This window comes from Corynebacterium sp. HMSC05D08 (genome assembly GCF_001807215.1).
Classification (GTDB): domain Bacteria; phylum Actinomycetota; class Actinomycetes; order Mycobacteriales; family Mycobacteriaceae; genus Corynebacterium; species Corynebacterium striatum.
Genome location: NZ_KV788355.1, coordinates 112,492 through 137,945, shown reverse-complemented (window position 1 = coordinate 137,945; position 25,454 = coordinate 112,492). Strand labels below are relative to the sequence as shown.

Below are 25,454 nucleotides of genomic sequence, written 5' to 3'. Positions count from 1 at the left end.
GCCCAAACCTAACAAAAAGACAAACCAACCAAAAACCAACACCATCGCAAAAACAACAACATCGATTCTTAATAAGGCTGGCAAATCCAAAAATTACTATACAAAGAAAAATCACAACCACCCCCAACCCGACGGGGCAAAATAAAGGGGGCAGCCAAACCACAAAAAATGATTCACGCAATCTCAATGCATACCAAACAAACAAACTTAATTATTTACAATCGCGCCCTCATCAAAAAAGGCCCGATCCGGCACACACCACACCAACCAAACACCCAGCTTAGTCAGCACAATCACGATCACCACAAAGTAGTAAAAAGTACATTGGCACACTATTGAGTTCTCAGACATCATCGCGACTTCGTTTGCTCGGAATTTCAGTTCCTAACTCTTGAAGCGACTCGGATTAACTTACTCACTTCTTTGATTTGTGTCAAATCCGTGAAGAAGAATTCATCCTCATCTCAACTTGTTAACCTTGCGGCCACCTCGTTGCGACTTGGAATAATTTAGCGCGCACTAGTGTTAGTACACAAATCGCCAGGTAAATTCCCATTTCGGGGACAAACCTGGCGTATCAAGCAGCGCCCAGAAGGCGCGACCTCGTCAAGCAGCTAGTGATAGCACGCCAACAGACCGTCGGGGCCGTTGATAACCGTGATGGGCGTATTGAAGATTGGGGTCAGCACCTCGTCGCGCATGACCTCCTCCGGATTACCGAAGGCCACCACTTCCCCATTCTTCACCGCACAAATGTGATCGGCATAGCGGGCAGCGAAGTTGATGTCATGCAAAACAATGATGATCGTGCGCCCGAAGTTCTGCGCGGCCTCCTTGAGGTGCTTCATCATTTCCACGGAGTGCGCGATATCAAGGTTGTTGAGAGGCTCGTCCAGCAAAACGTAATCAGTCTCCTGGCACAGGACCATCGCCACATACGCGCGCTGACGCTGGCCGCCCGAGAGCTGATCCAGGTAGCGGTTCTCCAAATCGCTGAGGTGAAGGAAGTCAATGTACTTGGAGATGATCTCCTCGTCCTCAGCCGTCAGGCGGCCATGCGAGTACGGGAAGCGGCCAAACCCCACGAGCTGACGCACCGTCAGCTTCGTGATGAAGTGGTTCTCCTGCCGCAGGATGGACAAAATCTTGGCCAAGTCCTGGGACTTGGTAGAGGCGATGTCTAATCCAGCGACCTCAATGGTGCCTTCGTCGATATCGAGCAAACGCCCAACCATCGTCAGCAGCGTGGACTTGCCGGCACCGTTGGGCCCCACAAGCGCGGTGATACCGCCGGCCGGAATGTCAAGGGACACTGGGCCAATGTTCGTCTCGTGGGAATAGGTCTTCGCAACGTTATTGAGTGTGATCACAGTCTGCCCTTTCGCAAAATGACGATGAGGAATACCGAGCCGCCGACGAGCTCAATGATGATGGATACAACGCCCTGCGCGTAGAAGACGTGCTGCATGAGGAAGTACGCACCCGTGAGCACAGCAAAGGCAGTGGCGATGGCCATGGGGAACAAGTACCGGTGGTCGTAGGTTTCCGCGAACTGGTAGGCCAAGGTTGCCACCAAGAACCCGAGGAAGGTCATGGGACCTACGAGCGAGGTGGTGGTGGCCATGAGAACTGATACCAGGATCAGAGTAAAGATCGCGTTGAATTTGTGATTCACGCCGAGGTTGGTGGCAGCGTCGCGACCAAGCGAGAGCACGTTGAGGTGGCGGGAATTAAAGAAGAGCAACGCCGTCGCCGCAATCACCAGCGGAATTGCGATGGGATAATACTCAGTCTCAGCATTGTTGACCGAGCCAAACAGTCGTGCCGTCAGCACGTCGAACTCGCTGGGTGTCAGCATGCGCTGCATCAGAGTGGACAGCGATCCAAGTCCGCCACCAATGACTACGCCGACCAATAGCATCGCATGCATGTTGTTGCTGCGGTTGGTCAGCAGCCACGAGTACAGGATGAGCGAGAGCACAATCATCACTGCCATCTGGAACAGGAAGGTGCCTATATTGCGGGCTTCCGTCAGGCCCGTGGCGCCTAGGAAGAAGACGGTCGCAGTATTAATCGCCACGTAGAGCGATTCAAAGCCCATGATGGACGGGGTCAGGATGCGGTTGTTGGTGACTGTATGAAAGGCCACAGTCGCAACGGCTTGGCACACAGCCACGATAGCCATGGCGGTCACGGCGTCGGCGCGGCGTTGCGCGATGAGCCACCACTTACGCGTTCCGAAGTCCATGGGATTGCCATACGCCAGCAGGCCAAACGCGAAGAGTGCGCCCGCCACGATGAGCGCCACCAAGATGATCCAATACTTGCGCGCTGCTTTGGCCGACTGGAAGGAGCCTACATAGCGCTGCTTGGCGACGTCGCCTGTGCGCTGCTCTGTCTTAACGCTCACGGGTGGACCTCACAATCAGGAATACGAAGACGGCCGCGCCAATCACGCCCAGGATGACGGATACGGGCAGTTCAAACGGCGAAATGACGGTTCGGCCGATGAGGTCACACAAGGTGACCGTGGCAATACCGAGCAGGCATACCCAAGGAAGGTTTGAGCGCAGGTCATCGCCGCGGAACATGCTCACCACGTTGGGAACGATAAGTCCCAAGAAAGGCAGGGAGCCCACGACCACGGTGACCACGCCAGTGGCCACAGCGATGAGCCCGGTGCCGATGAGGATCATTCGGCTGTAATTCAGGCCCACGTTGGTGGCGATTTCTTGGCCCAAGCCGGCGACTGTGAGTTTGTCCGCGTAGAAGAACACCGCGAGCAGCACCAGCAACACGATCCACAGTACCTCGTACTGGCCCTCGTACACGGAGGTGAACGAGCCCATGAACCAGATACCCAGCTGCTGCAGTTTGTCGGTGGTCAGTGCCACGAAAGAGGACACCGCGCTGACGACGGCGCCCAGCATGATGCCGATGATCGGCACGATGAGCGAGGAGCGCAACGTGACTCGGCGCAAGAAAGCGAAGAAGACCATCGTGCCGATGAAAGAAAACACAACAGAGATGACCATGCGGCCAAGCACCGACGCGTGCGGGAGCACGATCATCGAAAAGAGAAGGCCGAAGCCTGCCCATTCCGTGGTACCCGTGGTCGTGGGTTCAACGAAGCGATTCTGGGTGAGCAGCTGCATCACCAATCCACTCATCGCCATCGCCGCGCCCGCGAGCACCAGGGCGATGGTGCGCGGAATGCGCGTGGTCATAAACATGTCGCGGCCGTCGTCGTGCTCAAGGATCGAATACTCCCCCACCATGAGCGAAAGGAGGAGCAACGCCGCTACAGCCACGACGCCGAGCAACAGCTTCCAAGTGAAAAGCTTGCCGCGGGAACGGCGAGCGGGTGTTACTTCTTGAACCGCGGTTTTCTCTGCTGAAGTCAAAATCTATCTCTTTCACACCAAAAACCGGAAAGCCTTTCGGCGTTCCGGTTTCGGTTCTATTGGTGCAGGTTAGGACTGCTTCTCAAAGGCATCGGCCAGAGCGTTGAGAATCTCAGTGTAAGTAATGATGCTCTCGTTGACGTAGGTATCAGCCGGGGCAACGTAGACGTTGCCTTCCTTGACTGCGGTCACGTTCTTCAGCGCAGCATTCTCGTTAACGAGTTTGTCGCCTGGAACGTGCTCTTTGCCTTCCTTACTGATGGCTGCGTCGCGGTCCATAACGAGGATCCAGTCCGGGTTGGACTCAGCGATTGCCTCGACGGAGATGTCGTCGCCCTCGTGGTCATCGGTTCCTTCCGGAACCTCCAGAGCCGGGGTCATACCGATGAGGTCGAAAACCGGGCCGTAGGTGCGGCCGATCTTCGGCGCGATATAGCCGATCTCGCCACCGGAGGTGTTCACTGCCATGACCTTCTTGGAAGGATCATAAGCTTCCTTGGCACGCTTTGCGGCTGCGTCGAAGTCCTTGATGAGCTTGGCTGCGTCCTCTTCGTGTCCGAAGGTCTGGCCCAGCGCCTTGGTGTGGCGCTTGAGTTCTTCAAAGAAGTCCTTGTCATCGCGCGGCTCAAAGTCAACGACCGGAACGTCCTCGACCAGCTTCTCAATGTCTTCCTGGTACTGCTCGAAGCGCTGGCCGTTCCAGATCACGTCTGGCTCAGCGGCAACGAGTGCCTCGAGGTCCGGCTCGCGGTGGGAACCGAGGTCAGCTGCAACGGTGTCCTTGTTGTAGACATCGCGCACGGTGGAAGGAACCAGCTTCAGCGGTGCGGCGGCGATCTTGACATCCCAGTTAGCAAGAATCTCGAAAGCGCGGTTATCCGTAACGGCCGGGGCGGTAACCGGGGTAGCAATCTTCTTCTCACCAAAGTTGTCCTCGAGAGTAATCTCCGTGGTCTCGGAGGAGGAAGCTGCGGAGGTGTCAGAAGAACCGGAGGTGGACTCTTCTGCAGAAGAGCAAGCGGTCAGAGCCATCGACAGAGCTGCGACGGACGCGACGAGAGAACGACGAATCTTGGCGGTCATGATGTCCTTTTCGAGAGATTTTCGAATACTCGCCTAACCTAACCGATGTAAGCCTTACCTTTCAACCAACTTTTTGCTAGGCACGCCTACAAATGCAATAAATTGTAGGTTGCACTGCACAAAGAGGTGGTTACCCCCACCCTTGCACAGTGCAAGAAAACCTACTTCTCACCTACCCGGCACCTAGTCCGTGGCCGACTTGGCCAAGAGATCCGCCACCGAAACAGCGCCCTGTTCAGCAAACTCCGCGTTCGCTGCCGCGCGCATTTTCATGTCCGCCAAGTAGTCGATCGCTACTTGGGCCAAGCCTGCTGCCGAGTCCACTGCGGCGTCGACAGCCGTATCCGTTGCGGCCCAACGAGCGAAGTCCTCGGTATGCAAGGCAACGTCGGACGGAGAGACCTTGACCATCGGGTGAATGCCCGGCACAAGGTGCGAGACGTTACCGAAGTCCGTGGACGCGGCAAGGGTCTCCGGCACGGTTCCCGCGGGAAGCGCCGTCCTTCCGCGCAGCGTTTGCGTGCGCGTCCACCGCTCCACCAGCGCCTCGTTGTTGCGTACCGGCAGCGTCATCGGGTGCTCGTCCCATTCGACATCGACCTGGACGCCGGCCATTAGCGCAGCCCCCTCAACGATTTCGTTAACGCGTTGGGACAAATCCATGAGGGTCTGGTTGCCCAAGGAACGCACATAGATGTGCATCGAGGCTTCACGCGGAATCACCGAAGGTCGCGCTCCCCCGCCCATGATGGCGTGGACGCGATCACTCGGAGGCATCTGCTGACGCATCAGGCCAATGCCCTGGTAGGCCAAGGATGCTGCGTCGAGGGCGTTGCGTCCCATGAAAGGTTGCGAACTCGCGTGCGCCGCCACGCCGCGGAAGCTCACGTTGACGCTGCGGCGCCCGACCCACGCGTGCGAGCCAATGTCATAGCCAAAGCCATGGATCATCATCGCTGCATCCACAGAGTCAAGGCTGCCGCCACGGATCATGTACTCCTTGCCCGAATGCCCCTCCTCGGCCGGGGTACCCTGCAGCAGCAGGCGCCCCTCGACGCCGCCGTTCTTACGCAGCGCCTCGACCGCGGATAGGAATCCGCCCACGCCCGCGGCAGCGATGACGTTGTGACCACAGCCGTGCCCGATACCGGGCAGCGCGTCATACTCAGCCATGATTGCCACGGTGGGATGAGATGACGCATCGAAGTTCGGGCTCCTCCACTCCGCCTCGAAAGCGGTTTCCACCTCGTAAACACCGCACCGGACGGGGAAACCGCGTTGCTCCACGACGTCGGCAAGCATGCCCATCGAGCGGTGTTCCTCGAAGGCCGTCTCTGGGTGAGCATGCAAATCCTGCACGATGTGGGCGGCAAGCTCGCGGTGGGCGTCAGCACTTTCCGACGCCGCCTTCCACAGCACGTCCTGCCCCGCATAAGCCTCCGCCAAGGATGCTTGCGCTCCCGCGTTGGCTGCTTGGACGGCCGCCACGCGCTGCGCAATGAGCTGCTCCGTGGCCTCCAGATATGCCGTTGATGGATTGTTTCTTGCGTGATTGTCGCTATCGCACACGTTATCCCTCGATGAAAATGTTGTTGCCCGGACCCAGCGGCAGGTCTGCGTAGAACCAGATGGCCAGCAGAATTGCCCACGCGGTGAAGAACGGAACCACGTATGGCATCAGGCGCGACATCAGGGTGCCCAGGCCTGCCTTCGGCTCGTAGCGCTGCAGGAATCCCAGCATCACAATCATGTACGGGTTCAGCGGAGTGATGATCTGAGTTGCAGAGTCACCCACGCGGAAGGCGCCCTGAATGAAGGCCGGCTCATAGCCCAGCAGTGCGAACATCGGAACGAACACTGCCGCCATCAGGGTCCACATCGAAGAACCGGAGATGATGAGCAGGTTCAGGCACGAGGCCAGGACGATGAACGCGAGGACCGCGCCGAAGCCGGTGAGACCGATGGATTCCAGGAACGCCGCGCCCTTGACCGCAGTAAAAGTACCGATGCCGGTCCACGCAAACAGCGCCACGAACTGGCCCAAGATGAAGGCCAAGATGAGGAAGCTCATCATGTCTTTCAGCGAGCCAATCATCATGTCGACGACGTCCTTGATGCCATTGACGGTGCCCACGACCTTGCCATAGACCACACCGAGCACAAGGAAGTACAGGAAGACGATGAAGACGATGGAGCTCATCAGCGGCGACTTCGGCAGGAAGCCGCCGGTCTCGTTACGCCACGGGGATTCTGGCAGAAGAATGGCGAACAACAGTGCCGCGGTAACGATGACGGTGGCAACTGCAGACCACACCAGGCCTTTGCTTTCAGTCGGGGAAAGCTCTGCGGAGAGCTCCTCGCCGTTCTCGTCGCGGTCGCCACGGTGCGCGGCCTCTTCCGGATCGATGTTCTCTTCAGTAGGCACTTCCTGCTTCCACATGCGCGGCTCGATGACGCGATCAGTGATGAAACCAGCCAAGACACCGAGAACAATGGAAGATGCCACATTGAAGAAGTAGTTGGACATTGCGTTCACGTCAGTGAACTCCATGCCCGGGAGGGTCTCCATAACCGCGGTGGCAATACCTGCGAACAGCGCATCCAGGGAGGTCGGGACCAGCGCGGTGGAGTAGCCGGCGCCAACGGCAGCGAAGCCACCGATGAGGCCTGCGACAGGGTGACGGCCGGCTGCCTTGAACACCATCGCCGCCAGTGGCGGAACGATAACGAAGGCAGCGTCAGCCATGACCGATGCGGTCACGCCAATGACGCCGACTGCGTAAGGCAAAAGCCATGGCTTCGCAGAGCCGAAGAGCTTGCGAATGAGGGCGGAGAGCATTCCGGAGCGCTCGGCCACGCCGACTGCCAGCATGATGGGCAGCACCGTAACCAGCGGCGGGAAGTTGATGTAATTCTCTCCCATCGTGGTGGTAAACCACGACATGCCTTCGCCGGTGAATAAGCCTTTGACGGGCTGGATTTCATCAGATCCAGGTACCTGCACCTTGATGCCCATCCACGCCATGATGGAAGAAGCAACGCCGGTGATGAGGAACAGGATCAGGAAGATGGTGAACGGCTCTGGCAGCTTGTTGCCTACGTATTCAACGCCGTTGAGAAACTTATCGAGCCAACCGTTACTGGCTGGCTGAGTTTTCGCATCCTTTGCAGGACCTGCGCTCCCCTGCGGGTCACTCGTGGTCTCTTTTGTGATGGCCATGGTGGTTCTCCTCGTGCTTTAAGGGGATTGGTCTTTTATTTTTGGTCATCTTGCCCATTTGCCGAGGGGTTATCCCCGCAATACTTTCTATACAATGTAACTTACATTACATGCAACGGTGATGCACATCTCAAGTTTTTATTTATCGGTTGAGATATAGAAACCTTGGAACGTGGGACACTCAACGGCAAAACCAGAAAGGCGACTTCCTCAGAATGGGTTTATTCAACGACACTCTTGAACTCTTGCAGGGGTTAATTCGCAATCGTTGCATCAACGACGGCACCCCGGGAAGTGGCCACGAGTACCGCAACGCGGACCTGTTGGAGGAGTTCTTCGAGGGCTCGGGAGCCCAGGTGGAGCGCTTCGAGCCAGAACCCGGCCGCGTGTCGATCGCGTTTACAGTGCCCGGCAGCAACCCCACAGCGGAACCACTGACGATGCTCGGCCACCTTGACGTAGTCCCCGTTGACGAAGACAAATGGACTCACGATCCCTTCGGCGCCGAGGTAGTAGACGGCGTTTTGTACGGCCGCGGAGTATTCGACATGCTCTTCATCACGGCGTCGCAAGCCGCAGTCACGCGCGAAACAGCCCGGCGCGCACAGGCAGGCAACCCGCCAAAGGGAACAGTGGCCTTCGTGGGGCTCGCCGACGAAGAATCCGGCGGAAGGTTGGGCGCGCGCTGGATTTCTGAGAACCGCCCCGACGCATTTTCCTGGAAGAACTGCCTCTCCGAGACTGGCGGCTCGCATCTGCCGGTGCGTGATGGCAGCGATGCTCTGGTTATCAACGTCGGTGAGAAGGGCATCTTCCAGCGTCGCCTCCATGCCACGGGGGATACGGGGCACGGCTCCCTTCCCTATGGAAAGTCTTCATCCATCCTCACACTGGCGGAGGCCGCCCGGCGCGTGGGAGCATTGGCGATGCCGCCCGCCTATGACCACGTGTGGTCTTGGTTCGTGGAGGCGTTCCACTTCGATCCGGATACCACCGCCGCGCTTGTCGACGGATCCGCAGGGGACGCTACTTATGAGACTTTCGGTGAGCTAGCGGCGTTCGCACACTCGTTTAGTCACACCAACATCGCTTTCACGGGGATTCATGGCGGTAGCGCCATCAATGTCATCCCTTCGAAGGCTTATCTCAACCTCGACATCCGGGCGCATCCGACGGATACCGCGGATTCTGTCGACGCCGCCCTCATTGCGGCGCTGGGTGACATGGCTGATGAGATAAGGATCGAGCATCTCAACAATGAGACCCCCTCGGCATCGCCTGCAGAGGGTCCGCTCTGGGATGCGATGGCTGCGACATTTGGCGAGTTCTTCCCAGAGGCATCAGTTGTGCCCATCTACGCCTCGGGCGGCTCAGATCTGCGATTCGCCCGCCGCATGGGTGGTGTGGGCTATGGTTTCGCCCTGCATGCTCGCGCACGGGACTTAGCGAGCGCCAACAACGAGCTACATTCCCATGACGAATGCCTCCACCTGGAAGACCTAGATCTCACGGTGAAGGCATACGATGCGCTGGTTCAGCGCTTTTGTGGTTAAGAAACGGTGCTCCAGCACCGCGCCGATTAATCCTCGACGACAGAAACCTTGACGTCAATGTTGCCGCGGGTGGCGTTGCTATAAGGGCAGACCTCATGCGCCTTGTCGGCGGGGCCTGCGGAATCGGGGCCCGAGAGAAAGTGACGGGGCAGTTGTCGTTTCCGCATGCCATCCGGGTGTACCGATATGCCACACTCTCATTCATGCTCAATCTTCAAGTCGGATCTCCTTGCCCAACCCCTCCAGTTCTCTCACAGCGGCGGACTGCGCCACCGCCGAGCCCGTCGCGCGCGGCGGCGCCTGGATAACGCGCTCCGACTCGAGCCCCCGCTCCAACTCCATCGCGCGCGTAATCTCCGCGTCGATCTTCACGCCGAGGATAAACAGTGTGTTCATGATCCACAACACAAACAGCGCGATGATGACCGTACCCAGCGCGCCGTACGCGCTGCGCGCACCCACCACCGTGAGATAGACCCGCACCAGTCCCCACGCCACGACAGCGCCCAGTAACGCGATAGTTGAGCCCACCGTGAGCCACTGGAATTTCCGCGTCCGCACATTCGGCGCGAAGCGATACAACAACGCCAACAGTGTCACGCTCATCACCGCCACGACCGGCCAGCGCAGCCATTGCCACACCGGCAGGAAGGAATCGACGAGGAAAGAACGCACCGAAGAAACACCCGCGACCCCACCAAAAGGCCGCAACAGCCCCACTACGATGTCGCGCTGCAGCATGAGCGCCACAAAGATCACCACGGCGCCCAGCACCATTGCGATGGTAAGAAGCCACATCACTGTCCACGTGCGCACGAGCCCGCGGCCTTCCACTCGCCCATACATCGCATTGGCACTGCGCGCGAACGCCCGCACATACGCCGAGGATGAAGACAGTGCAAGGACCACCGATAACACCAGCATGAGCGTCGACTGTTGCGTCGACCCCACCACCGCATCCACGATCCGCTGTGCGGCATCCGCCCATTCCGGCGGCAGGTACGTCCCGATGAAATCAGCCGTGAGTTTCTGCACCTGTTCCTCATTGCGCGCGAGCACCAGCGTCGCAATGGAGTACACGCCCAACACCATGGGCAGCGCCGTGAGCACCGTAAAGAACGTGAGCGTCGCCGCGCGGTCCATCATCGCGTTCATGAAGAACTCATAGCGCACCCGGCGCACAACTAACCCCCACGCCCGGCGCGACAAATGCCACGCGCTCTCCCCCGCCGAGCCATACGCCCAGGGCACCGACGTGTGCACGAGCTCCCCACTATTGGGCGCAGCGACGGCAGGGCTTGCCGATGCCCCCTTCTTCTCACCTTCGTCCGGCGTGGTGTTGCGTGTCATACCTGCAGCTTACCGGGCCTTGCCGTTCCCAACGCAGAAACTACGACGGCAAGGATCGTGCCAATAATGGAAAGAACGACCGCGGTTATTGCAGTCCCTTTCTTTTTGTTCTTAACAACCAGGCTCACGCGATTCGGCTAAAAATTGAAAAGCCCCAGATAGAACGTAGTCTAGCTGGGACTTTGCGGTGGAGCCGCCGGGAATTGAACCCGGGTCCTTCGTCACCTCGCCAGGGCTTCTCCGTGCGCAGTCTGCACAGGATCTCTACTCGGCCCTCCGGCACGGGCAAACACGTTCCGGATGATGAGCCCAGTCGCTCTGAAAGTCCCCCACCGACCGAACGACAAGCCGGTGGAGCAAGTTCCTTAGTCGATGCCAGGAACCAGGTCAGGAACTAAACCTGGGCTGACAGACACGCGTCGCTGAAATTAGGCAGCGAGGGCGTAGTCACGCTGAGAGTTCTTCTCTGCGTTTATTGGTTGCTGCGACGCTTACGGTGGTCTCCAGCCTGCACCGGCACGCTTCCCCTGGCTCAATGTACGAAGTCGAAACCAAGTCGACCCCCTACATCCGTAGAGCGGGCATGTGCTTTCTCTACAGTTCGTACAACACTACTCCACCCAAGACTATTCCCTCAAGTCTCAAATCCCAGACATACGGGAGACTATTAATTAGCTGGAACGCATTCGTGACGTGCACTACAGCTGCTAGCCTATTTTCACACTGCTCTCAAAAATGTAAACCGATAACCAAAGGCAAACAGTGACTTCATCATCAGCAGAGAACGTGAACAGCACCAGCGCCAGCGAAGCTGCCGCACTTTCGGATGCCCACCCCGCATCAGATAACGCCCACCACGCAACCAACACGGAATGGGCCATCTCACTCTTCGGCACCGCAGTCGGTGCAGGAATCTTGTTCCTGCCCATCAACGCCGGCAGCTTCGGCTTCTGGCCGCTCGTCATCGCCACCCTCCTCATTGGCCCCATGACGTACTTCTCACACCGCGGCCTCGCGCGCATGATCTGTGCATCCCCACGTCAAGGCGATGACATCACCGAAGTCGTGACCGACTACTTCGGTAAGACCGCAGGTTTTGTCATCTCTATCCTGTACTTCCTGGCCATCTTCCCGATCGTCTTGATCTACGGTGTCTCCATCACCAACACGGTTAATAGCTTCATCGTCAACCAGCTCAACGGCCCGGAAATCCCCCGTCCGCTCCTATCATTCCTGCTCGTCGGAATCATGACCGTAGTCTTCGGCTTCGGCCAGAAGATGGTCCTGAAGGTCACCCAGTTCTTGGTTTACCCGCTAATCTTCTGTCTCGGCGCGCTCTCCCTCTACCTCATTCCCCGTTGGGACTTCGACTCTTTCGCAAGCACAGGAAATGCTGACTGGAGCATCGTCGGCAGCGTCGCGCTCATCATCCCCGTCCTTGTCTTCGCTTTCAACCACTCCCCCGCCATTTCCCAGTTCTCCTTGGCTATGGTCGCAGCGCACGGCAAGGAGAAGAGCTCTGGGAACGCCTCCCGTGCACTCGCGCTTACCGCGATCTTGCTGACTGTATTCACAATGTTCTTCGTGTGGTCGTGCACCCTCGCGCTGGGTGCAGATGGCCTCGCGGAGGCACGCGAGCAAAACCTGCCAGTCCTGTCCTACCTCGCTAACGTGACGGGCGTTCCAGTGCTTGCTTTCGTGTCCCCATTCATCGCCATCGTGGCCATCGTTTCTTCCTACTTCGGCCACGTCCTCGGTGCCACCGAAGGCGGCAACTACCTGCTGCGCCGTATCGCACCAGGTGCCACGCAGAATTTCTCGCAGGCCAAGCTCAACGGAATCATGCATTTCTTCATCTTCGTGTGCGCGTGGATTGTCGCCATCATCGACCCGTCCATCCTCGGGCTCATCGAGGCCATCGGCGGCCCCTTCATCGCAGCAATCCTCTACCTACTGCCGATGTACGCCATCCACAAGATTCCGGGCCTGGCCCGCTTCCGCAACCGCTTCAGCAACTACTTCGTTGTCATCACCGGCCTGGTGGCCGTGGGCGCGGCAATCTGGGGCATCTTTAACTAACAGCTGAGCTGGCCTCACCCACCCCAGCTCAACCACCCCAGCCCAGAGGGCTTAGTTCTTCTTGTTTAACTGGGATTCCAGCCATTCTTTTAGCACGACGGCATGGTTGACCTCCCGGTCCTTAGCGGCAAAGAGCAGCGTGACAGCTCCTTTGTCCGCAAGGGATCGCAAGGTCTCCATGTCGTCGCTGTCGTTTTCCTCAAGCTCCGCGCGATAGCGCTTCGCGAACTCATCAAAGGAATCCGGATCGTGGTTCCACCACTTGCGCAGCTGCGGCGTGGGTGCCACGTCCTTGAGCCACTCGTCCGCGCGCAGGTCCTCTTTGCTGATGCCGCGGGGCCAGAGCCTGTCCACCAACACCGTGGTGCCCTTGGTTGAGGTCTTCCCCTTGGCCATATCATGCGCCTTCGCCGTATGAATCATGCACCCAGGCTACGCCCCCGGGCGTCGCCAAGCACTTAAGCGTTGATGCCTTTCACGCGGCGTCCCAGCTCGCGAGTGATTTCGCGATCCTGATCGCGGCGCTTGATAGCCTCACGCTTGTCGTAATCCTGCTTACCTTGCGCAAGCCCCAGCTCGCACTTGGCACGGCCATCCTTGAGGTAGACCTTGAGCGGAATCAAGGTCTTGTTTCCGTCGCGCACCTGGCCCATGAGCTTGTCGATTTCGCGGCGGTGCAAAAGCAGTTTGCGGGTGCGCTTTGGCGAGTGGTTCGTCCACGTTCCCTGCGAGTACTCGGGGATGTGGAGATTGCGGATGTAGACCTCACCGTCGTCGATGGTTGCGAACGCATCGACGAGGGAAATCTTGCCCTCACGCATAGATTTGATTTCGGTTCCCACCAGGACCATGCCGCATTCGAGGGTATCGAGAATCTTGTAATCGTGACGGGCACGGCGATTGGTGGCTAGGGTCGTGTTGTTGTCGACCGCTGCTTTCTTCTTTGCCTTCTTCGCCATAATTTCTACAACTATACGCGGTGCTTACTTGCGTACATAAGCGCGCAGCGTAATTTGCGCGGTAAGCGCCGCGAAGAAGAGCGCGAGGACGCCCACGATCGGTAGAGCCACCCAGATGTCGCTGGTCTTGATTGGGGTCAAGAGCTGGGACTCGTAGAGGTTTTTCAGCGAAGGATCCAGCACGGCAGACTTGCCCACGACCACGCCAATACCGGCGAGGACCACGCCGATGAACGTACCAAGGAGTGCCTCCAACACGAACGGCGCCTGGGTAATCCAGCGGGAGGCGCCCACCATACGCATGATAGACATCTCGCGGGAGCGGTTAAAGGCGGCAATCTGGACCATGTTGGCGATAAGGAAGATCGCTGCAATGGCCATCACCGCTGCCAACAGGAAGGTGGCGTTACGGATGGAGTCGAGGTTGTTCGCAGCACCGCGCACCTCCTCCTGCTGGTCGATGACCTCACTGACCGCAGAGCTGTCCTTAATTGCGTCGATAGGCGCGGTGTTCGTCGGATCAACGAGGCGGACGTGGAAGGCCGCCGGCAGCGCGTCTGGAGAGGTCTCCTCCACCATGACCGGATCGGTTTCCTGGAAAAGCTCCACGAAGCGGTCGTAGGAAGCCTGACGGTCGCGGTAGGTCACCGACTCAATGCCATCATCTTCCTCGAGCTGCTTTTTCAGGTCGGCACAGGCTGGCGAGGTACAGCTCGGGTCATTAGCGGAGATGTCCTCGTTGAGCTGGATCATTACCTCAACGCGCTCCAAGTAGAGGTCCTTGGTGTCGTTGGTCATGTTAGTCACCAGCACGCCGGCCACCACGAGGGCTACAGAAATGGCGGTGGTGATGACCATAGCGATGGTCATAGTCAGGTTTCGGCCCAGTCCTTTGAAGGCCTCGCGCGTTACTAGTCCCAGTTGCATTTAGAGCGCCTCCCCGTACAGTGCGTTGGCTTCGTCGCGCACGAGCTTGCCGTTGTGAAGCTCGAGGACCCTTTGGCGGGCGTCGTTAACCGCGCGGGCGTTGTGCGTCGACATAACCACGGTGGTACCACGGCGATTGATCTGAGTGAGCAGGCTCAAAATTTCAGTGGCTGTACCCGGATCCAGGTTGCCGGTGGGCTCGTCGGCCAGCACCAGCTTCGGACGGTTGACGAACGCACGGGCCACAGCCACGCGCTGCTGCTCACCACCGGACAGCTCGTGCGGCATGCGGTGCTGCTTCGAACCCAGCCCCACCATCTCGAGGACCTCCGGCACGGCCTTGTCGATCTTCGACTTCTTCTTGCCAATTACCTCGAGCGCAAAGGCTACGTTTTGATAGACGTTGAGCTTCGGCAGCAGGCGGAAGTCTTGGAAGACGTAACCGATGGACTGGCGCAGCTGATTGATCTGGCGCCCCTTCAAGGCATTGACGTGGAAGTTGTCAAAGTGAATGTCGCCAGAGCTGACGTTCGTTTCACGCACCATCAGCTGAAGGAACGTGGACTTACCGGAGCCAGAAGGGCCGATAAGGAACACGAGCTCGCCGTCTTCGATTTCAAAGGAGACATCGTCAAGCGCTGGCCTGGTCGACGTCTTATAGACCTTGGACACATTTTCAAAGGTGATCACTCAAGCCACATTAGCAACACGAGTTAACAACAGAAAGTATAAAAACTAACTTTCCTTCTCTTCCTTCTGTGCCTCGGCCATTCGCCACCGAATGCCGGCCTCCAGGAATCCGTCCAAGTCACCGTCCAGAACCTTCGAGGGATCGCCTACCTCATAGTTAGTGCGCAGGTCCTTGACCATCTGATACGGGTGCAAAACATAGGAACGCATCTGATTACCCCACGAGGCGTTTCCGCCCGCACCCAGCGCATCAAGCTCGGCGCGCTCCTCTTGACGCTTGCGCTCCAAAAGCTTGGCCTGCAGGACGCGCATTGCTGACGCCTTATTCTGAATCTGGGACTTCTCGTTCTGACACGTCACCACGATGCCGGTTGGGATGTGTGTCAGACGCACCGCGGAGTCGGTGGTGTTGACGGACTGTCCGCCAGGACCCGAGGAACGGTAGACGTCCACGCGCACATCCCCATCCGGGACGTCGATATGGTCGGTCTGCTCAACCACCGGCAACACTTCCACTTCAGCAAAGGAGGTCTGGCGGCGGCCTTGGTTATCAAAGGGCGAGATGCGCACCAAGCGATGCGCGCCCTGCTCCACGGAAAGCTGGCCATACATGTACTCGCCGTGCACCACGAAGGTCGCGGACTTAATGCCAGCCTCTTCCGCATAAGAGATGTCATAGACGTCCACCTTGTGGCCGTGCTTTTCGGCCCAGCGGGTGTACATGCGCATGAGCATCTCCGCCCAGTCCGCGGCATCGACGCCGCCGGCGCCCGAGCGAATGTTGATGACAGCCTCACGCGGGTCATACTCGCCAGAGAGCATAGTGGTCACCTCCAACGCCTCGATGGCAGCACCCAGGTCCTCCAGCTCGTCGTCGGCAAGCGCGGTGTCCCCCTCTTCCTCCGCCAACTCGAACATGACGGGCATATCGTCCACACGCGAACGCAGGCTCTCCAGCTTGCGAATCTTGGCCTGCGCGGCTGAAAGAGCGGAAGTTACCTGCTGAGCGTGAGCGGGATCATCCCACAAAGAGGGGTCCCCAGCCTGTGCCTCCAGCTCACGAACCTGCTCAGCTAAAGCCGCAGGATCCATCACCTTTTCAATGGTGGCGAGGGTGGAATCCAGTTCTGCAAGACGGGCTGATTGTTCGGGACGCATAGGGCCCAAGTCTACCTGCGCAGCAACCGCAATTAGCCATCGGCCGCATTTAGCGCGACAATATCCGCATGACTCAACAGCCGAGCTTGAATGAGATGATCGATGCGATCACCAAGACCTTTCTGGTAGCTCACGTCGACGACACCGATGCGCACCTTGCGCAGGCGCTCGTCTACAACGCAGGACGCCTCGCCTGGCGCATGCGTGAGCAGGGCGTCGACATTAACCAGAAGACCTCTGTTTCTGACGTCGTCACGGATGCGGACCGCGCCGCCGAACGCTTCGTCGCCGGCGTCCTCGAGGTCGTCCGCCCCGAGGACGGAATCCTCGGTGAGGAAGGCGCCACACGCCCCTCCACCTCCGGCCGCACGTGGGTCATCGACCCAGTAGACGGCACCTACAACTTCAGCTCCGGCTCTGACTACTGGTGCTCCGCGCTCGCACTAGCCGACGCCGAGGGCGTCATCTTCGGCGCAGTCCACCGCCCTGCCATGGGATACACCTGGTTCGGCGGCCGCGACTTCCCTACCTCCCGGGACGGAAAGGACGTGGCGAAACTGCAGAATCAATCTGCCAAAGAGATCAGCATGGCCACCTACCTCCACCCCACCTCCATCCAAGACGCAGATATCCGCGCCGCTTGGCAGAGAGTCGGCGAAAAGTTTGCTACAGTCCGTATGCTTGGCGCGGGCTCAGTTGATCTCTCTTCTGTGGCTGACGGCACCTGGGGTGCCTGGATGCAGCACAGTGTGGCCGACTGGGACTGGTTCCCCGGCAAGGCCTTGGTTGAAGCAGCCGGCGGCGCTGCCCGCAAGGTAGAAGCAGGCGGTGTGGAATGGTGCATCGCCGGTAATAAACAAGTAGTTGACGAGATGGAGGAATGGCTCCGTGGGTAAGTGCAAAGAAGACCTCGGACTCGCGTTGGAACTCGCGGGCCACGCGGATGTCATCACGATGAATCGCTTTGAGGCTTCCGATCTTTCGGTTAAGGACAAGCCGGACATGACCCCGGTTTCCGACGCCGACTTGGCTTGTGAAAAGCAGATTCGCGAGGCCCTCAAGCGCTCGCGTCCACGCGACGAGGTCCTGGGCGAGGAGTTCGGCGGCACCCCGACGTTTAAGGGACGCCAGTGGGTCATCGACCCCATCGACGGCACCAAGAACTTCGTGCGCGGCGTCCCGGTGTGGGCAACGCTCATCGCTTTGCTGGAGGACGGCGAGCCTGTGGTCTCTGTGATCTCCGCACCTGCTTTGCGACGTCGCTGGTACGCCGCCAAGGGCGGCGGCGCCTACCGCGTCTTCGGCGGAGAGCCCAAGCGCCTGCACGTCTCCCAGGTCGAAAAACTCGAGCATGCTTCGGTGGCCATGAGCTCCCTGGCAGGCTGGGCTGAGCGCGGCCTGCAGGATCGCTTCATCGAACTCACGGAAAAGACCTGGCGCCTGCGCGGCTACGGTGATTTCTGGAACTACTGCCTCGCTGCCGAAGGCGCCGTGGACATCGCCGCTGAGCCAGAGGTGTCCCTGTGGGACCTCGCGGCCCCTGCCCTACTGGTCACCGAGGCCGGCGGCAAGTTCACCTGTCTCACCGGCGAGGAAGGCCCACACAACGGCTCGGCAGTGGCCAGCAACGGACTGCTTCACGACTCCGTCCTCGGCATCCTGAACTAGGCCAAAGAGAAAGCGGCGGTGGGGGAAGTCTCATAAACTTCCCCCACCGCCGCTTTTGGTGTTTCGCTTTTAGAAAAGCAATTCGCCTTTGCTTTTAGTGCTGTGGCAACACAAAACCTGCGCCAACTCCGCCGCGACGGTTCATGTCTGCGAGGATTGCATCCATGTTCATGGCCACGGTTGGGTTGTGCAGCGGGCCCTGCAATGGGCTGCGGCACTCCGGCAGGCCTGGGATAAGTCCGCGGGAGACCGTGCCGATGATCCGACCGTTGCTCATGACCGGTGCACCCGAATCGCCCACCATGGCGCAGATCTGATTGATTTGCACCTCGCGCGATTGCTGGTAGGTCACGCCACAGGTGGTACCGGTGGCAACACCAGTCTTGCAGGTCAGCTCGCCCGGCTTGGCAGTGCCGCCCAACTGCGTTGCGGTAACGCCATTGTAGGAACGAGAGATCTCTGCCTTGGAACCGAACTCGATCACGGTGTAGTCGAGGTACTCATTCTTTGCGGCGATGGTGCCCGTGGTTCCTACCTGCCAGGAATCGGCAGAAGAGACCGAGTCACCCACATTGCCACAGTGGCCAGCGGTCAGGCCCACCTTGCGACCCGCCGCGTCAGTGCCGGCTGCGGTCAGGGTGCACATCGTGTCCTGGTTGACGTAGAGCGGCGTGCCCGGGCCGTACAAGGACTTGCCGCGAGTCATGGCAGCGTTGGATTCCTCCGGAATGCGTGGGGCATCGAAGTAGGATGCTGGCACGCGGTGCAACACGTAGTCGTCGAATGGCTTAGCAGCCGCTACTTTGGAAAGAGCGTCATTTTTCCACACGTAGTTTGGGTCAGTGCCCTGTGGCTTAAACTCCGGCTGTGTTGCATTCTCGATCATCCCGATGGGATTTGGATTAGTCAACGGCTGCGCGTACTGCTGCGTGTTGTGTTCACGCGCAACAAACTGCTCTGTGACGGGTTGCCACTTCGCAATTTCCGACTGCACCTGCGCGATCGCAGTGTTCGCGTCACTGACCGCTTGGTTGACTGCGGCGGTCACGCCAGAGGCCGCACCAAAACGTGCGATTTCGCTGTTGAACTGGTTTAAAACGGCAGTGGTGACTGCGTCGGAACCCGTTGGAGCAGAAGCTGGAAGCTCTTGGGCGCCGGCCGTGGGGCTCGCAAAGAAAAACGCACCTACGAAAGCCGAGCCCACGATGACTTTCTTAAGATGCGGAATACGAATCATGAACAATTCCCTCAATCTATCTTGCTATTGGTCTAGCCTCCCACATACTGTCACGTGCCACCCCTACGTGACGCGCTCTGAGCATTCTGTGTCCAAGCCGTTACCTTTTACACAGCCAGCGGGTGTACCCACATCTTCAGACCCGAATCTCGCGCCAGAAATCAGTTTCCTCGCTATGATGTTGAGGCCCAATCTTGGCCTCGTTCACTGCCCCCAACCGTTCTCAAGGAACTCGACGTGACTCAGCTTCTCGCCTTCCTGGCTGATCAGCCTATCCTCCTTGTCTTTGCCCTCATCGGCGTAGGAATGGCGCTCGGCAACATCAAACTAAAAGGCGTCAGCCTGGGGGCTGCGGCCGTGCTATTCCTCGGCATTGCTTTTGCCGCGGCGTCGGCAAGCACCGGCAGCGCCGTGAGCGTGCCGCCCGTCATTGGCACGTTCGGCCTAGTTATCTTCGCCTTCGGCATCGGCAATAATTCCGGCATCGTCTTCTTCCAGTCCTTGCGCACCGCCACCGCGCCCGTATTATCCATGATTGCGGTATTCATCATCGCAGCCATCGCGGCGCACACCGTGGGCACATACGTATTTGGGCTAGACATCTCAGTGATCGCCGGAACCTTCGCTGGGGCCATCACCAACACCCCCTCGCTCGCCGCGGCTGCGGAAGCCACCGGGGACGGTGCCGCCGCCACGGTGGGCTACGCGGTGTCCTACCTGTTCGGCGTAATCGGCATGATGATCGTGGCAACGCTCTTGCTTCGCGACGCCCCCAATGACACCGACAAGGCTGCGCCCGTCACTCGCCTGCACATGCAGATTACGCGCAAAGAAGGCATCAGTATCGCAGACCTCCTCGCGGCCGGGAACAACGAGATTCAGGTCACCCGTTTGCGCCGGGTGGGAAGCAACCTCATCATCATTCCGGGCTATCTCGACGAGCTCAACCCCGGTGACGTGGTGACGGTGGTTGGAACACCGAAGGACCTCGACGCCGTGTTATTGGCTGGTGGACGCGAATCTCCACAGATTTTGGACGATGACCGCCACGACCTAGATTTCCGCCGCATTACCATTTCTCAGCACCAGCTAGCGGGCAAGACCATCGCGCAAGTCAACAACGCGCTCAATGACCGGTGGGGAGCACGCATCTCCCGCATCCGCCGTGGCGACGAGGACCAAGTGGCCAACCCCGAGTTCCTCGTGGAGTTGGGTGACCGTGTCCGCGTGGTCGGACCCGCTGGCCACTTGAAGGCCATCTCCAAGTACCTGGGTGATTCCTCGCATGGCCTGACCGACATCAACCCGGTCGCGCTGGGTCTGGGCTTGGCTTTGGGTATCCTCTTGGGCCATATCGACATTCCGCTGCCGAGAGAGGCCACGCTCAACCTCGGCGCTGCCGCGGGTGTTCTCTTGGTGGCGCTCGTTATGGGCCGCATCGGTCGAATCGGCAAGATGATCACCGCGTTGCCGCATTCGGCAAACACCGTCTTGGCGGATTTGGGCCTCCTGCTTTTCCTTGCGCAAGCCGGCACCAACGCCGGCGGGCAGATTGCCGGTGCGTTCTCCAGCGGCGCATGGTGGAAGATCCTGTTGCTCGGAATGCTTGTCACCACCATCGTCGCGGTGGGCATCGCGCTCGTGATGCACAGGATGTTGGGCAATGGCGCCACGAAGACTGCGGGCATCTTGGCCGGTGCGCAGACGCAGCCGGCAATCCTCGCTTTTGTGAACAACCGCACCGCCGCCGATACTCGCGTGGCGTTGGGTTACACGCTGGTCTATCCGGCGGCAATGATTTCGAAGATCCTTATCACCCACGGCCTTGCGCTTTTGGGCTAACTCGGCCGCTGGCAGCGGGTATCGTGGGGGCCACGATTATTCGGCCCCGGTTTTGCCTTTAAGGAGCGTTTTTAACGATGTCTGCTTTTGACCACGCCGTGTGGTGGCACGTTTACCCGCTGACTGCTTGCGGGGCACCCATCCGCGAGGAACACACCTCAGCCCCACGCCTTAAGCGCTTGGAGGCATGGATGGACTACGTGGTGGAGTTGGGCTGCAACGGCTTGTTGTTGGGTCCGATTTTTGCCTCCATGAGTCATGGGTATGACACCGTGGACTACTACCGTTTGGACCCGCGTCTAGGCACGGATGACGAGTGGGACGCGTTTGTCGACGCCGCCCATTCCCGCGGCCTGCGCATCATGCTGGACGGTGTGTTCAACCATGTGGGCGCGCAGCATCCGTTGGCCGCACACCCGACTGAAGACAACGCGGGAATGGTGCAGGAGTCCGGCTGGGAGGGCCACGAGCAGCTGCGTGAGCTCAACCATGCGGACCCGCGTGTAGCTGACATGGTCGTGGACATCATGTGCCACTGGCTGGGCAAGGGCGCTGACGCTTGGCGTCTGGATGTGGCCTATGCCGTGCCCTCGGAGTTCTGGGCCACGGTCACTGAGCGCGTACGTGAGCACTTCCCCAACGTTGCTTTTCTGGGTGAGGTCCTCCACGGTGACTTCGCGGCCATTGGGCGCGCGGGTCACCTCGACGCGGTCACAGCATATGAGTTGTGGAAAGGAACGTGGAGCTCCATTCATGACGTGAACTTTTGGGAGCTCGCCCACGCACTGGAGCGCCACGCCGGGTTCTCCTCCACGATGACGATGCAAACCTTCGTGGGCAATCACGACGTCAACCGCATCGCCAGCCAGGTGGGCGACGCCGGCGCGGTACTGGCCGCCACAATCTTGTTCACCGTCCCCGGCATGCCAAGCGTCTACTACGGCGACGAGCAAGCATTCCGCGGCGAGAAGGCCGAGGGATTCGCCGCCGACGATCCAATCCGCCCTCCCCTGCCGGAGAACCCCGCTGAACTCGCTGAGTTGGGCTGGTGGCTCTATCACCTCTACCAGGAGCTCATTGCTTTGCGACGCCGCAACGACTGGCTCACGCACGCCTTACTTGAGGTCCGCGACAAGGCTAACGAATCCATCACCTATGCAGTCACAACGCCTGAGCACGAGTGCTTGGTGTCCTTACACGCCGGCGATCACCATGCAGCCACGGTGACTATTGATGGCCACACCGAATTTGAGTGGCGAGGTTAAAACAACAGGGCAGTGACGGCGAAAGGCCCGCCTACAGTTCCAGCGACTCGGGGGTTGATTCAGCTGGGCGGGCGGGGCTTTACTGCCCGGTACCCTATCCGGCGTTTCGGCCCTGCGTATGTCCGGCACATGAGACAATTACCCTCATGGCTGAGATGACACACGTGCAGCGCGTAAGTGCTGCTAGAGACTTCGCTGAGCGCTGGAAAGACCGAGGCGCTGAAAAATCAGATACCCAACAGTTCTGGATTGACCTGTGCTCCAACGTGCTTGGCATGGAAGACCAGACCACAGCGCTGCACTTCGAATCTCGCACCACCGGCGCTGGCTGGATTGACGTTGTTGTCCCCGATGCGAAGACGTTCATCGAGCAGAAGTCACTCGGCATCGACATGGATAAGCCTGAGCCGCGCCAGGGCTCGATGGTCACGCCCTACCAGCAGGCTAAGCGCTACGCGGACCAGCAGCGTAACTCCAAGCGCCCGGACTACATCGTCATCTGTAACTTCGACGAGTTCCGCATTCACAATCTCGATGATGACTTCCCGGAGACCGAGTATGAGTCATTCAAGCTCGAAGAGCTTCCAGAGCAGCTGCATCTGCTTGACTTTCTGGTAGACCCACAGGCGCAGCGCGCCCGCCGCGAGCAGAAGGCATCGTTGCAGGCTGGCGAACTTATCGGCAAGCTGTACAAGCTACTGCGCGAACAGTACGTTGACCCGGACTCTGCCGCGTCGCAGCACGCGCTCAATGTCCTCTGTGTGCGCCTGGTGTTCTGTCTGTTTGCCGAGGATGCAGGTATCTTCCCGAAGAACGCAGTACTGAACTACTTAGCTCCAGTCAACGCGCCCGCAATGCGTCTCGCGCTCAAGCGGCTGTTCAAGCAGCTAGATACTCCCATGGATCTGCGTGACCCGTACGACGAACAGTCTCTGACTGTCATACCCTACGTCAACGGTGGCTTGTTCACTGATGCCGATATCGAGATTCCCAACTTCACAGATGAAATTCGTGAGCTACTGATCTCCGAGTTGTCGGCGGATACTGACTGGTCACAAATTAGCCCGACCATCTTCGGCGGTGTCTTCGAGTCCACGCTGAACCCCGAGACTCGTCACGCGGGCGGTATGCACTACACGAGTCCCGAAAACATCCATAAGGTCATCGACCCATTATTCCTGGACGCGCTGACTGACGAGCTGGCAAGCATCATCAACGAACCAGGCGTTGGTGCAGTCAAGCGGCGCAACAACTTGAAGCGCTACCACGACAAGTTGGCCGGTCTGACCTTCTTCGACCCAGCGTGTGGTTCGGGCAACTTCCTCACGGAGACCTATATCAGCCTGCGCCGCTTGGAAAACAAGGTTCTCTCTGAGCTGGCCAATGACCAGACCGCACTCGACTTCGGCGGCGAGTCCTCGCAGCTCCAAGTTCATATTAGCCAGTTTTACGGCATCGAGATTAACGACTTCGCAGTATCGGTCGCGCAAACTGCGCTCTGGATTGCCAAGCTGCAAGCAGACGCAGAGACTGAGATTCTGACCTCGGCAAACATCGACAACCTGCCGCTACGCGACTCTGCAAACATTGTTCTTGGCAACGCACTGCAGCTCGACTGGGCTGACGTACTCGACCCGAGCGAGTGCAGCTACACCATCGGAAACCCGCCGTTCTTGGGCGCGCGTAACCAGTCCAAGGAGCAGAAGGCGGAGCTGCAGGCGGCGTTCAAGTCCATCGGCGCGACAAAGAACCTGGGCAACATCGATTACGTGGGTGGTTGGTACGCCAAGGCCGCTGAGTACCTGGGTGACCACGACATCCGTGCCGCCTTCGTCTCGACCAACAGCATCTGCCAAGGCGAACAGGTAGCTAACGTATGGAGTCCACTATGGGACATGGGCATTCGCATCGACTTTGCTCACGACACGTTCAAATGGACCAACGGCGCAGCAGACCAAGCAGCGGTGTTCTGTGTCATCGTCGGCTTCTCCAAACTCGGCGGGCCGAAGACACTGTTCCACTACCCCACGGTTACGGGTGAGCCTGAAATAAGCCACCCGACGCAGTTGAATGCTTACCTCAAAGACGCGCCTGAGGTCTTCGTGTGGAACCGTTCCAAGCCGTTGTGCAAAGTCCCGCTCATGTCAATCGGAAACAAACCCGTTGATGATGGCAATTACCTATTCACGCCGGAAGAAAAGGCGAAGTTCTTGGACGCCGAGCCCAAGGCAAAGCAATTCTTCCACCGTTGGTACGGGTCCCGCGAGTTCATCAGAGGAACCGAGCGCTGGGTAATGTGGCTTGGAGCGACGAAGGCAGCCGAGCTGCAAGACATGCCCAAGGTAATCGAGCGAGTCAACGCAGTTAGGAAATTCCGCGAGAATAGCAAGAGCGCCCCCACCCGGAAGGTTGCAGAGACTCCGACTCGATTCCATGTGCAGTGCATCCCCGAAGGGTCTTCGCTGCTCATACCACAAGTTTCATCAGAACGGCGACGCTATATCCCTATTGGTTATCTCGAACCCGAAACACTAGCTTCAGACAAGGTGCGGCTGATTCCTGAAGCAACCAAGTATCACTTTGGAGTGCTTCATTCTCGGCTTCACAATGCTTGGATGCGCGTCGTAGGCGTGCGCCTGAAGTCGGATTACAGCTACTCTGCGGGTGTGGTCTACAACAACTTCATCTGGCCAGACGTCACGCCCGAACAGGAAGCGGAAATTGCCCAGCTCGGCCAGGCCGTGCTCGAGGCACGCGCCCAGTACCCAGACTCGACCATCGCGCAGATGTATGACCCCGACAATGACTGGATGTACCCCGAGCTCACCAAGGCTCACGTGGCACTGGATGCAGCCGTCGAGCGTGCCTACGGTCTAGAACCTGGATGCGAAGAGAAAACCATCGTTGAGCATCTGTTCGAGCTCTACTCTCAAGCCATAGAAAAGGCTTCCTAGCTGGAAAATAAAACCTCATACGCCGTAAGGCGCATGGGCTATTTCGATTCTTGCTGGCTAGAAGT

At 58.8% G+C, this 25,454-nt stretch carries 21 protein-coding genes, 1 other RNA gene and 1 pseudogene; 8 read left to right on the top strand and 15 right to left on the bottom strand.

Translation table 11 applies throughout. The features are described from left to right. On the top strand, positions 1-284 hold a 284-nt coding region (locus HMPREF3148_RS13745; protein ID WP_168163011.1), incomplete at its 5' end, for a hypothetical protein. A 330-nt stretch (positions 285-614) separates the two neighbouring features. Here HMPREF3148_RS13745 and HMPREF3148_RS11485 read toward each other — a convergent pair. The 6 genes from HMPREF3148_RS11485 to HMPREF3148_RS11460 all read right to left on the bottom strand — a co-directional run bounded on the left by HMPREF3148_RS11485 (position 615) and on the right by HMPREF3148_RS11460 (position 7,707). After that, positions 615-1,370, bottom strand: a complete 756-nt coding sequence (locus tag HMPREF3148_RS11485) for an iron ABC transporter ATP-binding protein (RefSeq protein WP_046645076.1) — start codon at positions 1,368-1,370, stop codon at positions 615-617. Further along, positions 1,367-2,410: an iron chelate uptake ABC transporter family permease subunit gene (locus HMPREF3148_RS11480; protein ID WP_049158647.1), complete on the bottom strand. Its 1,044-nt coding sequence runs from the start codon at positions 2,408-2,410 to the stop codon at positions 1,367-1,369. The genes HMPREF3148_RS11485 and HMPREF3148_RS11480 overlap by 4 nt, the downstream gene beginning before the upstream one ends. Then, the gene (locus HMPREF3148_RS11475; RefSeq protein WP_070509157.1) at positions 2,400-3,404 is read right to left on the bottom strand and encodes an ABC transporter permease; all 1,005 of its coding nucleotides are present in this window, start codon (positions 3,402-3,404) and stop codon (positions 2,400-2,402) included. The genes HMPREF3148_RS11480 and HMPREF3148_RS11475 overlap by 11 nt, the downstream gene beginning before the upstream one ends. Positions 3,405-3,473: 69 nt before the next feature. Beyond that, complete coding sequence (locus HMPREF3148_RS11470) at positions 3,474-4,487, bottom strand: siderophore ABC transporter substrate-binding protein (RefSeq protein WP_005528274.1); 1,014 nt, start codon at positions 4,485-4,487, stop codon at positions 3,474-3,476. Positions 4,488-4,670: 183 nt separating this feature from the next. Further along, a complete protein-coding gene (locus HMPREF3148_RS11465; protein WP_049146639.1) occupies positions 4,671-6,056 on the bottom strand; it encodes a M20 family metallopeptidase in 1,386 nt (461 codons plus the stop codon). Position 6,057: 1 nt separating this feature from the next. Continuing rightward, entirely contained in the window at positions 6,058-7,707 is a 1,650-nt protein-coding gene (locus HMPREF3148_RS11460) for an AbgT family transporter (protein ID WP_070509154.1), read from the bottom strand. A gap of 215 nt (positions 7,708-7,922) precedes the next feature. On the opposite strand from HMPREF3148_RS11460, the gene HMPREF3148_RS11455 reads away from it, so the two are divergent. After that, the gene (locus HMPREF3148_RS11455) at positions 7,923-9,260 is read left to right on the top strand and encodes a M20/M25/M40 family metallo-hydrolase (RefSeq protein ID WP_049062491.1); all 1,338 of its coding nucleotides are present in this window, start codon (positions 7,923-7,925) and stop codon (positions 9,258-9,260) included. Positions 9,261-9,286: 26 nt separating this feature from the next. On the opposite strand, the pseudogene HMPREF3148_RS13370 reads toward HMPREF3148_RS11455, so the two are convergent. The 3 genes and pseudogenes from HMPREF3148_RS13370 to ssrA all read right to left on the bottom strand — a co-directional run. Then, positions 9,287-9,370: pseudogene (locus tag HMPREF3148_RS13370) on the bottom strand (organic hydroperoxide resistance protein); the annotation flags it as partial. 97 nt (positions 9,371-9,467) lie between these two features. Then, entirely contained in the window at positions 9,468-10,610 is a 1,143-nt protein-coding gene (locus tag HMPREF3148_RS11450; RefSeq protein WP_005528265.1) for a YihY/virulence factor BrkB family protein, read from the bottom strand. A 185-nt stretch (positions 10,611-10,795) separates the two neighbouring features. After that, positions 10,796-11,174, bottom strand: a transfer-messenger RNA (tmRNA) gene (gene ssrA / locus HMPREF3148_RS11445). Between the two features lie 198 nt (positions 11,175-11,372). Here ssrA and HMPREF3148_RS11440 point away from each other — a divergent pair. Further along, on the top strand, positions 11,373-12,689 hold the full coding sequence (locus tag HMPREF3148_RS11440) for an SLC5/6 family protein (RefSeq protein WP_046645082.1): 1,317 nt from the start codon (positions 11,373-11,375) through the stop codon (positions 12,687-12,689). A 51-nt stretch (positions 12,690-12,740) separates the two neighbouring features. Here HMPREF3148_RS11440 and HMPREF3148_RS11435 read toward each other — a convergent pair whose 3' ends face one another. Genes HMPREF3148_RS11435 through prfB form a run of 5 tightly spaced genes read right to left on the bottom strand, consistent with a single transcriptional unit; the run spans position 12,741 to position 16,423 of the window. Beyond that, positions 12,741-13,112, bottom strand: coding sequence for a DUF488 domain-containing protein (locus tag HMPREF3148_RS11435; protein ID WP_049151693.1), 372 nt, complete (start codon positions 13,110-13,112; stop codon positions 12,741-12,743). Between the two features lie 35 nt (positions 13,113-13,147). Next, positions 13,148-13,648, bottom strand: coding sequence for an SsrA-binding protein SmpB (gene smpB / locus HMPREF3148_RS11430; RefSeq protein ID WP_005528259.1), 501 nt, complete (start codon positions 13,646-13,648; stop codon positions 13,148-13,150). Between the two features lie 24 nt (positions 13,649-13,672). Beyond that, positions 13,673-14,575 (bottom strand): permease-like cell division protein FtsX, encoded by a 903-nt coding sequence (gene ftsX, locus HMPREF3148_RS11425; protein WP_046645085.1) that lies wholly within the window; start codon positions 14,573-14,575, stop codon positions 13,673-13,675. Next, on the bottom strand, positions 14,576-15,265 hold the full coding sequence (ftsE, locus tag HMPREF3148_RS11420; RefSeq protein ID WP_070509152.1) for a cell division ATP-binding protein FtsE: 690 nt from the start codon (positions 15,263-15,265) through the stop codon (positions 14,576-14,578). Positions 15,266-15,310: 45 nt separating this feature from the next. After that, complete coding sequence (gene prfB, locus HMPREF3148_RS11415) at positions 15,311-16,423, bottom strand: peptide chain release factor 2 (RefSeq protein WP_049062495.1); 1,113 nt, start codon at positions 16,421-16,423, stop codon at positions 15,311-15,313. A gap of 68 nt (positions 16,424-16,491) precedes the next feature. Between prfB and HMPREF3148_RS11410 the strand changes: the two genes are divergently transcribed. Next, positions 16,492-17,319, top strand: a complete 828-nt coding sequence (locus tag HMPREF3148_RS11410; protein WP_005528251.1) for an inositol monophosphatase family protein — start codon at positions 16,492-16,494, stop codon at positions 17,317-17,319. Then, on the top strand, positions 17,312-18,091 hold the full coding sequence (hisN, locus tag HMPREF3148_RS11405; protein ID WP_049146630.1) for a histidinol-phosphatase: 780 nt from the start codon (positions 17,312-17,314) through the stop codon (positions 18,089-18,091). The genes HMPREF3148_RS11410 and hisN overlap by 8 nt, the downstream gene beginning before the upstream one ends. Before the next feature lie 94 nt (positions 18,092-18,185). Here the strand turns inward: hisN and HMPREF3148_RS11400 are convergent, their stop codons facing one another. Continuing rightward, positions 18,186-19,328: a S1 family peptidase gene (locus HMPREF3148_RS11400; protein WP_049146629.1), complete on the bottom strand. Its 1,143-nt coding sequence runs from the start codon at positions 19,326-19,328 to the stop codon at positions 18,186-18,188. A 237-nt stretch (positions 19,329-19,565) separates the two neighbouring features. On the opposite strand from HMPREF3148_RS11400, the gene HMPREF3148_RS11395 reads away from it, so the two are divergent. The 3 genes from HMPREF3148_RS11395 to HMPREF3148_RS11385 all read left to right on the top strand — a co-directional run bounded on the left by HMPREF3148_RS11395 (position 19,566) and on the right by HMPREF3148_RS11385 (position 25,389). After that, positions 19,566-21,170, top strand: coding sequence for an aspartate:alanine exchanger family transporter (locus HMPREF3148_RS11395; RefSeq protein WP_049146626.1), 1,605 nt, complete (start codon positions 19,566-19,568; stop codon positions 21,168-21,170). A 77-nt stretch (positions 21,171-21,247) separates the two neighbouring features. Then, the gene (locus HMPREF3148_RS11390) at positions 21,248-22,435 is read left to right on the top strand and encodes an alpha-amylase family protein (protein WP_049146624.1); all 1,188 of its coding nucleotides are present in this window, start codon (positions 21,248-21,250) and stop codon (positions 22,433-22,435) included. 146 nt (positions 22,436-22,581) lie between these two features. Next, the gene (locus HMPREF3148_RS11385; RefSeq protein WP_070509150.1) at positions 22,582-25,389 is read left to right on the top strand and encodes a class I SAM-dependent DNA methyltransferase; all 2,808 of its coding nucleotides are present in this window, start codon (positions 22,582-22,584) and stop codon (positions 25,387-25,389) included. Positions 25,390-25,454 lie beyond the last annotated feature (65 nt).

Excerpts from the sequence above, each read along its gene's own strand:
- HMPREF3148_RS11470 (WP_005528274.1), bottom strand. The coding sequence starts at position 4,487 with ATGACCGCCAAGATTCGTCGTTCTCTCGTCGCGTCCGTCGCAGCTCTG.
- HMPREF3148_RS11460 (WP_070509154.1), bottom strand. The coding sequence starts at position 7,707 with ATGGCCATCACAAAAGAGACCACGAGTGACCCGCAGGGGAGCGCAGGT.
- HMPREF3148_RS11455 (WP_049062491.1), top strand. The coding sequence starts at position 7,923 with ATGGGTTTATTCAACGACACTCTTGAACTCTTGCAGGGGTTAATTCGC.
- HMPREF3148_RS11450 (WP_005528265.1), bottom strand. The coding sequence starts at position 10,610 with ATGACACGCAACACCACGCCGGACGAAGGTGAGAAGAAGGGGGCATCG.
- HMPREF3148_RS11435 (WP_049151693.1), bottom strand. The coding sequence starts at position 13,112 with ATGATTCATACGGCGAAGGCGCATGATATGGCCAAGGGGAAGACCTCA.
- smpB (WP_005528259.1), bottom strand. The coding sequence starts at position 13,648 with ATGGCGAAGAAGGCAAAGAAGAAAGCAGCGGTCGACAACAACACGACC.
- ftsX (WP_046645085.1), bottom strand. The coding sequence starts at position 14,575 with ATGCAACTGGGACTAGTAACGCGCGAGGCCTTCAAAGGACTGGGCCGA.
- prfB (WP_049062495.1), bottom strand. The coding sequence starts at position 16,423 with ATGCGTCCCGAACAATCAGCCCGTCTTGCAGAACTGGATTCCACCCTC.
- HMPREF3148_RS11410 (WP_005528251.1), top strand. The coding sequence starts at position 16,492 with ATGACTCAACAGCCGAGCTTGAATGAGATGATCGATGCGATCACCAAG.
- HMPREF3148_RS11400 (WP_049146629.1), bottom strand. The coding sequence starts at position 19,328 with ATGATTCGTATTCCGCATCTTAAGAAAGTCATCGTGGGCTCGGCTTTC.
- HMPREF3148_RS11390 (WP_049146624.1), top strand. The coding sequence starts at position 21,248 with ATGTCTGCTTTTGACCACGCCGTGTGGTGGCACGTTTACCCGCTGACT.
- HMPREF3148_RS11385 (WP_070509150.1), top strand. The coding sequence starts at position 22,582 with ATGGCTGAGATGACACACGTGCAGCGCGTAAGTGCTGCTAGAGACTTC.